We start from the raw sequence: 13,390 nt of genomic DNA, 5'->3' as shown, positions 1-13,390 counted from the left end.
AGTGTTCGTGCCGACGGAGGCCGTCGTCGTGTCGTCTGACCCGCCGCTCGGCGGGCGGGTCGCCCCCGGGTTCGAACCGGTCGAGTCGGCGTTCCGGGAGACGCTCCGGGCGCCGGACGAACTCGGCGCCGCGTGCGCCGTCTGCCACCGCGGCGAGCTCGTCGTCGACCTGTGGGGCGGGTACCGCGACGCCGACCGGACCGAACCGTGGACCGAGGACACGCTCGCCCTGGTGTTCTCGACGACCAAGGGCGTCGCCGCGACGGCGATGGCGCACGCCCGGTCGCGCGGCTATCTCGACTACGACGACCGCGTCGCCGACCACTGGCCGGCGTTCGCCAGGCACGGGAAAGGCGACGTCACCGTCCGCCAGCTGCTGGCTCACCAGGCCGGCGTCGCCGCGGTGGGACGGAAGCTGACCCCCGCGGACGTCGCGGCGCGCGACTCGCTCGTGGACCGCCTCGCGGCGAAAGCGCCGGACTGGGAGCCGGGGACCCGCCACGGCTACCACGCGTGGTCGCTCGGGTGGTACGAGAGCGAACTCCTCCGCCGGACCGACCCCCGCGGGCGGACGCTCGGCACGTACGCCGCCGAGGAACTGTTCGCCCCGCTGGGCGAGACGTTCCACATCGGCGTCCCGGCGTCGGCCGACGACCGGGTCGCACACGTGGAGCCGTTCGGCCCGCTCGACGCCCTCCGGAACCTCGGGTCGTTCCCGCCCCGGCTGCTGCTCGGGCTCGCCGTCCCCTGGTCGACCGTCTCGCGGGCCATGAACCCGTTCGACGTCTCGACGCCCGCGGCGCTGAACGCGCCCGAGTGGCGCCGCCTCGAGATCCCCGCCGGCAACGGCACCGGAACCGCACGGGCGCTGGCCCGCCTCTACGGGGCGCTCGCGACCGACGGCGACCCGCTGGGCGTCGGCCGCGACACGCTCGACGCGCTCGCGGCTCCGGGCGTCCCGCCGACCCGCGGGTCGAGGGACGCGATCCTCGGCACGGAGACGGCGTACTCGCTGGGGTACTGGAAGCCGTTCGCGGGCTTCGCGTTCGGCAGCGACGCCGCGTTCGGCGCCCCCGGCGCCGGCGGGTCGTTCGCCTTCGCCGACCCCGAGCGCGACCTGGGCTTCGCCTACACGCCGACCCGGATGGGGACACACGTGTGGGACGACCCGCGCGAACTCCGCGTTCGGCGCGCCGTCGAGCGGTGTCTCGAGGGCCGCTGACCCGAGCGTTCCGGCCGCCCCGACGGGCGGGCGAACGGCCCCGCCGTCGGCTCCCGTGTCACGCTCGTCGGCGCAGGACCCGCTCGACGTGGTGCCCTTTCCACAACAGCAGCCCCGAGAGCGCCAGCGCCGGGAACACCAGCGCCCGCACCGCGAGTTCGAACGCCGCCACGCTGCCCAGCGGCGAGTAGAGGTACACGCCCAGCGTCGTCCCGAGGGCGAGGTGGACGAGTCGCTGCCGCGACCGGAGGCCCGGCCCGCTCATCCGCCCGCCCCGCTCGTTCCGCCGTCGGTCGTTCGTGTCACACCGGAGGGTGGGCGTGCGGCTGGTTCGCTGTTCGCCCAACGCGTTGGGGCGCCGCCCAGCGACCGGGCGGTTCGGCGGTCCCCGTGTGGGGTGCACGGCCACGCCGGGACGGCGCTCGCCGCGACGGAGGTCCCGACGTGCGCCACGGAGGCGGCGTTCAGACGTCGAGCGACCGCGCGTGGCCGAGGACGCGCGCGGTGGCGACCCCGAGACCGTAGGCGAGGGCGTTCAGGACGTGCAGCGAGAGAACGAGCACGAGCAGTCCGAACGCGGCGACGACGAGCGCCTCGCCCAGCGTGTCCACGTTCCACTCCGAGACCGTGATCACCGGCGCGAACGTGATCGACCAGAGGTCCTGCACGAACCGGATCCGGGGGGCGAACGTCAGCGTCGTGTCGTAGAACACGCGGTACGACCCCGGCAGGTCGTAGAGGAACGGGGCGGCCAACAGCGACGCCGTCAGCGTCCCGAGGAACGTCAGCAGGGTGAACGCGACGACGCCGACGGCCAGTTTCGCCAGGAGAAACGCTAACCCGACGTACGTCCCGGCGTCGAGCACGAGGTCCGTCGCGTAGGCGACGACGCCGTCCGAGCGGTCGACGCCGACCCGTCGGGACCGCACGTCGACGGACAGCAGCGTGTCCGCCAGCAGGGTCTCGACCCGGATGCCGGCGGTGGCGAGGACGAGCGTCCCCAGCAGGATCGGGACCCCGACACCGACGACCGAGAGCCCCAGCCCCAGCGCCAGCAGGGTGACGAGCGCGGTGAAGTACGCGAGGCCGAGCGGGAACTGGAGCGCGAGGTACGCGAGGTTCCCGTAGGTCCGGGGACGGAACGGGACGCCGAAGACGGCGCGGACCACGCCCAAGAGGCTCTCGGTCGGGCCGCCGCGGGTTTCGGAGGGAGTCGACATGCGTGGTGGTGTGGGGGAGGGGCTATCGTAGTTACGCGCGGTCCGGTTCCACGGCCGACCCGACATCGAGGACGCGGGCGTGCCGGCAGGCCAGCGTCGTCGCCTCGCCGAGGAGCCACGCGATCGCGTTCCACAGGTTCACGACGAGGACCGCGCCGACGACGCCGAGGGCGGCGAACGCGAGCGCCTCGGGGAGCGTGTCGACGGCGACCAGTCCGCCGCCGACCGCCGCCGGCAGCGGGATCGTGAGGGTCGCATCGGGGTGGTCGTAGAGGAACGGCGCCGCGAGGGCGACCGCGACCAGCGTGCCGGACACGGTGAGTACGACGAACGTGGCGATACCGACCGCGAACTTCGCGAGGACGAACACGACGCTGAGGTACGTTCCGGGGTCAAACAGGAGATCCGTTAGGTAGACGACGACGCCGTCGTCGAGCGACGCGCCGGCGGTGTGGCGCTCAAGTTCGACCGGGAGGAGGGCGGCCGTCACCGCGCGGTCGACGGTCATCGTCGCGACGCCGACCACCAGCGCGCCGACAGCCGGCAGGCCGAGCAGGACGAGCAGCGGGAGCGATCCCAGTCCGAAGCCGAGGGCGGGGACCAGCAGCACGAAGTACGCGACGCCGAGCGGGAACTGGAGCGCGAGGTACGCGAGGTTCTTGTACGTCTGGGGGCGGACGGGTGCGGTCAGGAACGCCTGCGCGACCGAGCGCGGCGTCGTGGTGGTCGTTCGCATCACGGCCTCCACTGTGTTGGGGGAAATCATAAGGCGGGAAGCCGAGTTTCTCACCCAGAAACTGTGCCGCACCGTACAACCCCCCTCGGCCCGCCCGTCCGTTGTGAGTGAGGACGTGGACCGGGCGGAGGTGCTCCGCCTCCTCGACGACGAGTACGCCCGCGCCATCCTCACGGCGGCCAGCCGAGACCAAATGTCAGCCAAGCAACTCGCAGACGCCATCGACGCCTCCCCACCGACCGTCTACCGCCGGGTCGAGGACCTCCAGTCCGCCGGCCTCCTCGTGGAGGAGCTCCGGTACGAGGCCAGCGGGCACCACTACGGCGTCTACCGGACCGCCGTCGACCGCGTCACCGTCACGTTCGCGGACGGCGAGTACGCCGTCCGCGTCGACGGCGCCGAGGAGTCGACCGCCGACCGCTTCACCAGACTCTACGAGGGGCTGCGATGATCGACCCGGCGCTCCCCATGCAGGTGACCCGGACCGGCGAGACCGCGCAGGTGCTGGCCGTGCTGGCGACGTTCCTGCTCTCGGCGATTCTCGGCCTCGTCATCGCGCGGAAGGCCTACCAAGGCTACCGCCGCAACGCCTCGCGACCGATGCTCTACCTCGCGGCCGGCATCGTCCTCCTGACGGCGGTGCCGGCGGTGCTGTCGCTGTTCCTCTCGACGTTCACCGCGCTGCCGAACTACCTCGTCGTGGTGACGACGAACGGCGCCGAGCTGCTCGGCCTCGTCGCCATCGCGTACTCGCTGTACGGTCGGTTCGAACCGGCCGAGGGGGGGCGGATGACCGGCCCGCCGTCGGTCCGCTCCGGACGCTTCCGGTTCCAGTCCCGGCCGCTGGCCGTCGGTGTCGGCCTCGCGGCGCTCACCGTCGCCCTCAGCGAACTCCTCCCCCCCGACGCTGGCGGCCGACCTGCACGCGATGATACTCGTGTTCATCGCCGCCCCGTACGCCGGGTTCGCGTCGCTCGACGGCGGTGTCCGAGCGATGGCGACGGAGTTCGCGGGCATCGCGCTGTTCTGCGGGCTGGCGGTCCTCGGGCTCTGGGTGTGGGCCCCGCTCTGGATACTCGGCTACGCCGGCCACGCGGTCTGGGACACCCTCCACCACCCGGAGTCGGGGTTCGGCGCGACCATCGTCGGGTGGTACGTCCCCTTCTGTGTGGTGTACGACGTGGTCGTCGCCGCGTATCTCGCGGCGGTGTACCTCGGTTGATCCGGGGCGCGTGTCGAGCGTCGACTCCCCGCCACGTCGGCGCGTGTGACGCCGCCGCGCGGCACGTCACGTCGGCCCCTCCACCGCCGTGACCCGGCCGCGCTCGTCGAGCGAGAGCGTGACCGTCTCGGCCGCCACCGTGACCGGGACGGCGACGCGGAGCGGCGCCTCCTGCAGGACCGTCGGCTCCCCGACGTGGGTCGTCAGCACCGACCAGGCGTCGTCGCGGACGTCGATCCCGTGGGCGTGGCACAGCGACACGACGGCCGGGTGGTGGAGGACCACCCCTCCGGCGGTCGTCCGGAGGTGGAGGCCGCAGCGGTCACACGTCGCCGAACGGACGACGGACGGCGTTCGCGTCGGGTCGTGTGTGAGTTCCCCGGACGCCGCCCCGTCACAGAGCGGGCAGACGCCCAGGCGGATGGACTCCGTCTCGTAGCGCATGCGGTGCATCGCGACGCGCATCGTCTCGTCGAGGCCCCGCGTCGCCAGGAGTTCCGGGCCGACGTTGGTGACGAACGAGTGGCCGGCCGGGCAGTCGAAGCGCACCGACCCGTCGCGGACGTCCACGGTCGCGACCGCGCCGCAGACGGGACAGTCCACGTCGTGTCGGCCCACCTCCGGGGCGGTCGAGGCGCCGTACCGCCCCGACCGGAGCACCCCGACGAACCGCTGGCCGACGTTCGAGAGCCGGTAGCCGTCGTCCGTCCGCGTGACGAGCGTCCCGACCAGCCGCTGGAGGTGGTAGTTGAAGTTCCCGGGGTCGTCGTGGCCGACCGCCCGCCGGAGGTCGGCGAACCCCACCCACGGCTCGCGCGGGCGCTCCCGCTGTCGTTCGGCGAGCGCCAGGAGGACACCCGCCCGCGTCTCGTGGCCGACCAACCCGACTACCGCCGTCAGCGCCTCCTCCTCCCCGGTCGCCTCGTCGCCGGTCACCATCGGATGCCCCCACGTCGTGAGCGGGGGGACTTAGCCTGTTGTGATGGATTTCTTATAGTAATTGAGTGCTCCGAGAGCCTATCTCCGCAGTCGGTTTCGGGAGTGTATGGTTCAGGAGACGGACTTCCCGACCCGGCACCGGATCGACGACCTCGTCACGGCGTGGCTCGCCGACGCCGACTGTCCGGGGGCGAGCGTCGCGATCACCGACGACACCGACCTCGTCCACGCCGCCGGCTACGGCCACCGGTCGCTCGACCCGGAACTGCCGGCCACGCCGACGACCCGGTACGGGGTGGGGTCAGTGACGAAGACGGTGACGGCCACGGCTGTGCGGGCGCTCGTCGACCGAGGCGCCCTCGAGGTCACCGATCCGGTCGCGACCTACGTCCCCTACTTCGACGCCGTCCCCGGCGAGCCGGTGACCGTCCGCGACCTGTTGACCCACACCTCGGGGATGCCCTCGGACGACCTCGACGCCCACGTCCTCGCGGCGACGGTGCTCGACACCGACCTGGGTGTGTCGCTCGACGACTGGTCCGACTTCGAGGCGTTCCTCGCCGGTCGGAGCGACCGGCGTCTCACCGACCGCCAGCGGTTCCTCTACTCCAACTCCGGCTACGTCGTCCTGGCCCGACTCGTCGAGGCCGTCTCCGGGGAGCCCTTCCGGGAGTTCGTCGATCGGACCGTCCTCACGCCCGCCGGAATGACGCGAACGACGTTCGACGTCGGCGCCGCCGCGGGCGACGACGATGTCGCCACGCCGCACCTGCGGGCGGGCGCGGACCTCCGGCCCGCGACGTACCCCGACCACTTCGCCTTCGAACCGATCGGCGGGCTGCTCGCCCCCGTGACCGACGTGGCGGCGTTCCTCCGCCGCCACATCGACGGCGGGTCCGCGTTCGGGGCCGCGCTGGCGGACGAGGCGTACGACGCGCAGGTCGTGGTGCGGACCCCGGTCGGCGGCGAACCGGTCGGGTACGGCTACGGCTGGTACGTCCGGCCGTTCGACGGCGACCGGCTGGTCGGGCACAGCGGAAACACGGGCGTGTCGGCCGGGTACGCCGGGTTCCTGCGGGAGCGGGGGCTCGGCATCGCGATCGGCTGTGCCGCGCCGCCGCGCCGGTCGCCCGAGACCCTCGCGGTCGAACTCCTCGCCGACCTCACCGACACAGTGCTGGCGGCCGTGTCGCCGCGGACCGCCCTCGACGAGACGCTGGACTCGCTGACCGGTCGGTACGCCTCGGACGGCGGCTTCCACACCGTGACCGTCGAGCGCGACGGCCCGACGCTCGTGCTCGTTCACGAGACGCCGCTCGGCGGGCAGGAGCTTCGGTTCCGGCCGCGGACACTCGACGGCGACGAGTACACGTTCGGCACGCTCGAGGACGACGGCTCGGAGACCGTCGCCGAGTTCTTCCCGTCGCCCGAGGGCGTCGACCTGCTCGTCGACCGGGTGTTGGTGGAGCGCGTCGACGGGGGGACGGAGGGCGACGGCGGCGAAGCGCCACGAGCCACCCGCTGATTCGGCGACGAGGGGTCCCGCGGTGGCCGGTGACCGACGTCGTGACCGACGGTTCGTGCTCGGGAGCGAGTCGTCGGTCCCGAGGGCCCCCGCCGTTCCCGTGCGTGCCACAGCCGGACCCCGACCGTGCGAACCCAACGTGTTGGGCAAATACTCTCCGCGACCGGGGCCCCGCCACGAGTATGGACGAGCCCACGCGGCCGAACGACCGCCGGAGAACGGGCACCGCGGGTGAGCAGGACGACACGGGGACGCCGTCGGCAGACGACTCGTGGCCGGGATCGCTGCGTCCGCGAGCCTACCTCCTGTTCGGGGTCGCGACGCTGCTCGGGCTGGCGCACCACCTCGACCACGTGATCCGGGGCAACCACGTCGGCTGGCCGATCACCCCCGAGGTGAATCCGTTCACCTACAGCCTCCTCATCTACCCGCTCGTCGTCGGGGGGTTCGCCCTCTCGCTGACCGGGCGGGCCGGGTCCGGGTACTGGACCGTCGTGATGACGCTCGGGACGGGGATGCTCGCGTTCTTCCACCTATCGCCGTGGGCGGTCGAGCCGCCGGCCGACGTGATACTCCCGTACGCCGACCCGGCGTTCGGCTATCTCGCGTTCGCGATCCTGCTCGCGCTCGTCGGCGTCGTCGGAGCGGGTGCGCTGTACTCGCTCCGTCTGTGGGTGCGCGCGTCGGCGTGAGCGACCGCCCCCGGGGTTAAGGAGCCACGTCCCCCACCACCCGCAGATGAACGGCGTGACGTGCCACCACCGTCGCGGCGGGGGAGCCTCGTGATCCGGGCTCGCTTCCGCCTGCGGCTGCCGAGCGACCTCTGGATCGGCGACGTGTCCCGGGCGTTCCCGAACGCGAGCCTCCGTCTGTTGGCGGCCGCACCGACCGGCGACCGGACGCTCGAACTCGGCGAGATCCGGGCCGACGACCCCCGGCGTGTCGCCGCCGCGATCGCCGACCACCGCGACGTCGTCGCACACGAACTCCTCCACTGCGACGGCGAGCGCGCGCTCTCGAAGTACGAGACGCGCGACCAGGCGTTGTTCGAGTTCCTCGGCGGGAGTTCGCTCCTGCCCGAGTTCCCGCTGCTCGTGGAGGACGGCGCGATGACGTTCGGCATCACGGCGACGCGGTCGGACTTCGACGCGTTCGGCGACACGCTGGACGCCAGCGGGGTCCGGTACGACCTGCTGTCGGTCGTCCACCGGGAGGCGGACGGCGACCTGCTCACCGACCGTCAACTGGAGTGTCTCACCGCCGCCGAGCGCCTCGGGTACTTCGAGGTGCCGCGCGACTGCACCCTCGCGGAGGTCGCCGACGCGTTGGGCGTCGACACCTCGACCGCCAGCGAGACGATCCGGCGCGGCACCGCCCGCGTCCTCGAGCAGTTCCTCCTCGACCGGTAGTCGCGACGTCGAGACGTCCCGGCTCTCGACCCCACTCGTAGGCCACCGTGGTCGAGCGACGACAAGCCGTCGGAGAGGTCCGCTGTCACATTCACACGTCATTGGCCATCGCGATTCGGCCCTCGTTCTGGATACGCGGAGACCTCAGCAGGGAGCGCGCTCGATCGGAACCGTTCGCACATCGACCGACCTCACACTCGGCAGTATGGGGAGATACACGACCAGCCTTCCCACGCCTACCGGAGGTTGCCCGTTCGAGAAGCGATGGGCGCTGCAGGCTTCTGTTCGTAATACGAACGATTTCCCTTAGAGGCTGTGAGGTGGTCGATCTGGGAGGGCGAGATGATGCCATTTTCGAGGGATCGCAACCAACCCAATATGTCGTTAGAGCCAATTGACCCAGAATCTTCGGTGGCTGGAATCGATAGAGGGTGTCGAGTAAGGCCTCGACACCAAGGTACTTTGACCCGTTCTTAGGGACGGCAACAACGTCCGAACGGCGATGGGAGACAGGAACAGCACAGCAGCAATTTTGAATCATCTGAAAACCAGCACATAACCCTTATATAATCTGAATATTTCGTTGATAGCATGTCTACGTCATCCTCTATCACTCCGCTGAAATACGATGCGGACACGTGGATCGACCTCGAAGTTGCAGGGAACCTCATCAATAACAAATGGACAGACGACGAGAAGCGAGGGGCCGCACGCAATAGCGTTTCCCGACCGGCGATTAATATGGACGCGGTGAAAATCGTCTGGGAACAGGTCAAGGGGAAGTCGTCACGCACCAAGGCCAAGCAAAGCAAATCTGACACCTTCGATCATATCGATAGTCTTGATCCTGAAGGGCTGAAGTGCCTGTACGCTGCATTTGAATTTACACGTGGCATTAAAGAGAAGTACATCTCATATTACTACGATCAACTCACAGTCGAGCCGGGGTATCAGGATCTGTACGATGATCTGAACAAGCAGGGCCGGAGAGTCGGCAAGACGCTTTTTCTGTACTTGTACGACCAGGATGCCCTGAAAAGCATCTTCTCGCTATCCCACATCGATCGCCCGAAGCCGAAGGCAATTGGAAAAAACGCGTCGAAGATCGCTAATCCGACAGGAAATATCGACATCGGCAAGTTCGAAGATGTCGCCAAATCGACCAACCGTGAGGCTCGGAAGTGGTGTGACTTCGAGTATGAGGGCGACGAGTACATTACAATCAAGCGTCATTACCGCGACGCTGTCGACCCACAGGCGCGTACCAACGAAGAGGTCGAACAGGCGGAGTACGTCGTGACACGGTTTTACGACAAGTTCGTGGACGTGTACACCGAGAAAAATACGACTGCAAGCTCGATTCGTGAGCAGTTGGGCTCGACGTTCAAGTCACAGTCAGTCCAATTCGATAGCGCTGAAGAGCGCAAACCGAATACCCACTTCAACAACCTCAGCCCATTTGACGCGATTCAGGCCATCGACAAGCTATCCAAGCACACCGTGATGGGCGTAAAGGCCTCAGACTCCGGGCTTAGTAACGGTCCCAGACTGACGATGCGAACGGAAGGGCAGAAGATCCTGCCAGCAATTCGAGACATTCGCAACGTCAACTCTGGCTTCGTTGATGACATGCGTGATGTCGCTCAGATCGTGATTTCCAAAGACGGGAAGACGTACACATTGTTCCCGCGTCAAGCAGACAGCTACGAGTGGTACGTGCGATACCAGGCCGCCGGCCTGACTGATGATGAGCGCGAAGAGTTCGAACAAGACATGGAAAAGATCCTCGACATTCAACCGTTCTACGTCTCCTCAAACTGATGCCGTCGGTCGATAAGATCTTGGCCCACTCATTTAGAAACGATTGGGCGAATATTGAGGAGCAGTTTGACGCGCTCGAAGATGCTGACCTCGGAGAACGAGAAGAGAAGGTATTCATAGATTGCACGTCACGCAAGGACGACGATTACGAGACAGCTGCAGCCATCGGTTGCGGTGAGCGTGTGGATATCTCTGAGAGTCCTGATGCAGAAAGCGTAATCTGTGAGTGTGGGCGAGAAATCGACCTGACCCAGAAACATCGTCAGCAGACCTTTGAGTTCAACACCGATTTCGAAGCGCTTCGAAATTGGGTTCAGAGCCGAGTCAAGACGGCCACTGATAATTCATCAGTCCAGATGAAAGACAAACTGACGTTCCTGGGCCATACATTCGACAGATCGATTCTTGTTGCTGATTTGGATCTGCTGAGAGATAATGAACACGTAACCGACGTGGTTGACATTCATCTTTGTACAGAGCGACTGCCACGGTCGGTCGCAGAAACGATCAAGTTGTACGGTCGGCAGGCGTGTTTCATCCTTGTCGGCGAGGGCGTCAACAACCGCGACCAGTTCGACGATCTCAACCTTCCATACGCACATTTCGCCGACTTGTTCAACGCTGATGATTCAGCGTTTGAGAGTCAGATCTGGGACCTCTTGGACGCAGCTCGCGCAGTGGATTCCCTGACCGACATCGAACAGCGTGCAGAAATCGCTGAGAACCTGTACACAAATCATCGCCACAAGCGCGATGGCGTCACTGCCATCGATGAAGACGATTTTGAGTACATCGTCAACACGCTATTGAACTACTGTTTCATGACTTCCAGAATGTTTGGGACTACAATGGCTGGGGAAGAAGTCCCAGACGGGGTGCTGTGTATGCAACGCCCAAATGGGGGAGCTGATGTATATATGTGGGATGCGAAGTATTCGAGCCCCGAGAACGAGCCGCACGAGCTTACAGCAAATAATCAGCGAAATATGACGAAGTATCCCAAGATAATCCATGATAAATCAGGCATGGATGAACGCGATGCAGACCTCACTCACTTTTCGGGCTTCATCTTCGTCACCCCCCAATTGAACACAAGCAATCTGGTCGGGTTTGCAAGGAAGCTCAATGAGCGGTACGCTGATGGGTCAATTATCAAGAGCACTGTGGTCCATCTCCGGATAGACGCATTACTGGCGTTCTACAGGGCTGTTCGGGAGAACAAGCATGGTGCGCGTCGCGTCGAGGTCCAAACACACAAACACTTCAATTCGCTCCTCACAGATGACGACTACCACGGCCATGAGACGGAATTCATCGAACACCAAACCCGGAACCATGGCGATGACCCTGAACACTGGCCTCCAATCGGCCCTTCAGGGATTGGGATATTCGACATCACCACTGGTGATATCGAGTACATCTTTGATGAATACATCAAGGGAAAGAGTTCACCACAGACCGAGATAGACTACCAGAGCTTGCGGAATTCGTTGTCGAAGGTCCGAAAATAGCCCATCAAATCCCATCTGCCAGCGACAGACGTCCTGATCGGGGTACCTTTCGGCGATCGATCGCCCCACTACCGCGGTACTGTTTTTCGTCTACGGGTCGGTGGTCAGCGCCTCGGACCCTATCTTCGACCGGCGATCATCAACCGGAGCGGGGCGATCAACGTCGCGACGATCGGTGGGTATCTTCGGGGGAATGGTTCTGTTCGGGACCATCGGCCTGTTCGTTGGCCCTGTCATACTTGGCGGCTCGAAGATCGTCCTCGACCTGTTTGCCCAGGAGCGAGCGGACCCGACCGTCGAACGATAGGGGATAGGTTCCGCCATCTGTCCTCACATGACCGTGGCCGTGGTACCATCTCACCCGCCGACATCGATCGTTTGCCACACCGCGACGGCATCGGATTCGCTGAGTCCAACCAGTTAGTGGTCGCCGAAACATCCAACGAGCCATTGATTATCGCTATTCGACGCTCGTCTATCTTTGCGAGAATCCCATCGGGAAGCACGCTCGTCCAGAATCGTGCGCCTATCGAACGAACTCGCTCTCAGCAGCCACAGTCGCTTATAAAGAACCCATCCACGTCTGCCGGATTTGGCCTGTTCGAGAAGCGATGGGCGAGGCAGGCTTCTGTTCGAGTGTCGAATGATTTCGCTTAGAGGCCGTAAGGCGACCGATCTGAGTGGGCGTTTCCGAGGGGGTCGCAGACAACAAACTATGTCGCTAGAACCGATCAATCCAGAATCAGCACTCGACCTCTATCTCACCGACCGTGAGCATGAGACATCACAAGCAACAATCTATTCGCACCGTTCGCGGCTAGGACACTTCATTCGATGGTGTGATCAACAGAGAATCACCAACCTGAACGACATCACTGGTCGAGACCTCCACTACTTCCGACTCTGGCGGCGTGAGGAAGGCGGTCTCAAGCCCGTCACCGAAAAAACGCAGATGGACACGCTCCGTGTGTTCATTCGGTGGCTGGAATCGATAGAGGGGGTTGAGCGAGACCTACACACCAAGGTGCTTTCACCAGATCTGGGGGACGGAGACAACGTCCGAACGGTGATGCTGGACAGTGATCGCGCTGAAGCAATTTTGAATCATCTGAACAAATTCGAGTATGCCTCACGCCCACATGTAGTACTCACATTATTGTGGCACACGATGATGCGGGTCGGTGCGGCTCATGCTCTCGATCTTGATGATTATGACCCGGTGGATCAATCTCTCCGTGTGGTCCATCGGCCAGAGACAGGAACCCCAATCAAGAACAAGGAGAGTGGTCAACGGTTCATCGCACTCTCAGAGGATGTCTGTACTGTTCTTGACGACTGGATAGAAATAACGAGGGGGGACGCAGTTGACCAGTATGGACGTCAACCATTGATTTCGACTTCTAAAGGGCGTGCTCACACGACTACCCTCAGAGGGGACTGTTATCGGTGGACCCGTCCCTGCGAGATCGGTATCGAGTGTCCACACGGACGAACGCGTCCTATGTGCGACGCGACTAGTTACGATGAAGCATCCAAGTGTCCCTCCAGCAGGAGCCCACACGCTATCCGCCGAGGCGGGATCACGTATGCGCTCAATCATGGGTGGCCAAAACCTGCTGTCAGTGATCGAGCTAATGTCTCTGAGGGAGTCTTAGACCGGCATTACGATCAACGGACAGAGCGGGAGAAGATGGAACAGCGTAGGGAGTATCTTGACAACCTATAGGCGATGGAGCCACCTGTTATCAATACTTGATCTGTCTCAGATACGTTTATGTCCCCAAA

The 13,390-nt window shown here is 65.2% G+C and carries 13 protein-coding genes and 1 pseudogene; 10 read left to right on the top strand and 4 right to left on the bottom strand.

Annotation, left to right across the window (positions count from 1 at the left end):
• The first annotated feature begins 7 nt into the window (after positions 1-7).
• A complete protein-coding gene (locus P0R35_RS02045; RefSeq protein WP_284013600.1) occupies positions 8-1,222 on the top strand; it encodes a serine hydrolase domain-containing protein in 1,215 nt (404 codons plus the stop codon).
• 58 nt (positions 1,223-1,280) lie between these two features.
• On the opposite strand, the gene P0R35_RS02040 is transcribed toward P0R35_RS02045, so the two are convergent.
• The 3 genes from P0R35_RS02040 to P0R35_RS02030 all read right to left on the bottom strand — a co-directional run bounded on the left by P0R35_RS02040 (position 1,281) and on the right by P0R35_RS02030 (position 3,178).
• Positions 1,281-1,487, bottom strand: a complete 207-nt coding sequence (locus P0R35_RS02040; RefSeq protein WP_284013599.1) for a hypothetical protein — start codon at positions 1,485-1,487, stop codon at positions 1,281-1,283.
• 199 nt (positions 1,488-1,686) lie between these two features.
• Positions 1,687-2,442, bottom strand: a complete 756-nt coding sequence (locus P0R35_RS02035; RefSeq protein WP_284013598.1) for a sensor domain-containing protein — start codon at positions 2,440-2,442, stop codon at positions 1,687-1,689.
• A gap of 31 nt (positions 2,443-2,473) precedes the next feature.
• On the bottom strand, positions 2,474-3,178 hold the full coding sequence (locus tag P0R35_RS02030; protein WP_284013597.1) for a sensor domain-containing protein: 705 nt from the start codon (positions 3,176-3,178) through the stop codon (positions 2,474-2,476).
• Positions 3,179-3,281: 103 nt separating this feature from the next.
• Between P0R35_RS02030 and P0R35_RS02025 the strand changes: the two genes are divergently transcribed.
• The 3 genes and pseudogenes from P0R35_RS02025 (at position 3,282) to P0R35_RS02020 (ending at position 4,400) form a co-directional block, all read left to right on the top strand.
• Positions 3,282-3,629, top strand: a complete 348-nt coding sequence (locus P0R35_RS02025) for an ArsR/SmtB family transcription factor (protein ID WP_284013596.1) — start codon at positions 3,282-3,284, stop codon at positions 3,627-3,629.
• Positions 3,626-3,877: pseudogene (locus P0R35_RS16540) on the top strand (DUF7521 family protein); the annotation flags it as partial. The gene P0R35_RS02025 and the pseudogene P0R35_RS16540, both read left to right, overlap by 4 nt.
• Before the next feature lie 229 nt (positions 3,878-4,106).
• Positions 4,107-4,400, top strand: a complete 294-nt coding sequence (locus P0R35_RS02020; RefSeq protein ID WP_284013595.1) for a hypothetical protein — start codon at positions 4,107-4,109, stop codon at positions 4,398-4,400.
• A gap of 66 nt (positions 4,401-4,466) precedes the next feature.
• Here the strand turns inward: P0R35_RS02020 and P0R35_RS02015 are convergent, their stop codons facing one another.
• The gene (locus P0R35_RS02015; protein WP_284013594.1) at positions 4,467-5,339 is read right to left on the bottom strand and encodes a DUF7351 domain-containing protein; all 873 of its coding nucleotides are present in this window, start codon (positions 5,337-5,339) and stop codon (positions 4,467-4,469) included.
• 106 nt (positions 5,340-5,445) lie between these two features.
• On the opposite strand from P0R35_RS02015, the gene P0R35_RS02010 reads away from it, so the two are divergent.
• The 6 genes from P0R35_RS02010 to P0R35_RS01985 all read left to right on the top strand — a co-directional run bounded on the left by P0R35_RS02010 (position 5,446) and on the right by P0R35_RS01985 (position 13,331).
• The gene (locus P0R35_RS02010; protein WP_284013593.1) at positions 5,446-6,864 is read left to right on the top strand and encodes a serine hydrolase domain-containing protein; all 1,419 of its coding nucleotides are present in this window, start codon (positions 5,446-5,448) and stop codon (positions 6,862-6,864) included.
• 182 nt (positions 6,865-7,046) lie between these two features.
• Positions 7,047-7,556 carry a hypothetical protein gene (locus P0R35_RS02005; RefSeq protein WP_284013592.1) on the top strand — a complete coding sequence of 170 codons (510 nt, stop codon included), beginning with the start codon at positions 7,047-7,049 and terminating at the stop codon, positions 7,554-7,556.
• Between the two features lie 60 nt (positions 7,557-7,616).
• A complete protein-coding gene (locus P0R35_RS02000; RefSeq protein WP_284013591.1) occupies positions 7,617-8,273 on the top strand; it encodes a helix-turn-helix domain-containing protein in 657 nt (218 codons plus the stop codon).
• A 591-nt stretch (positions 8,274-8,864) separates the two neighbouring features.
• The gene (locus P0R35_RS01995) at positions 8,865-10,094 is read left to right on the top strand and encodes a hypothetical protein (RefSeq protein WP_284013590.1); all 1,230 of its coding nucleotides are present in this window, start codon (positions 8,865-8,867) and stop codon (positions 10,092-10,094) included.
• Complete coding sequence (locus P0R35_RS01990; protein ID WP_284013589.1) at positions 10,094-11,605, top strand: hypothetical protein; 1,512 nt, start codon at positions 10,094-10,096, stop codon at positions 11,603-11,605. Before P0R35_RS01995 ends, P0R35_RS01990 begins: the two co-directional genes overlap by 1 nt.
• 715 nt (positions 11,606-12,320) lie before the next feature.
• The gene (locus P0R35_RS01985) at positions 12,321-13,331 is read left to right on the top strand and encodes a tyrosine-type recombinase/integrase (RefSeq protein ID WP_284013588.1); all 1,011 of its coding nucleotides are present in this window, start codon (positions 12,321-12,323) and stop codon (positions 13,329-13,331) included.
• Positions 13,332-13,390: the final 59 nt, after the last annotated feature.

The organism is Halobaculum litoreum (genome assembly GCF_030127125.1).
GTDB lineage: Archaea > Halobacteriota > Halobacteria > Halobacteriales > Haloferacaceae > Halobaculum > Halobaculum litoreum.
This window is presented reverse-complemented; position numbering and strand designations above follow the sequence as displayed.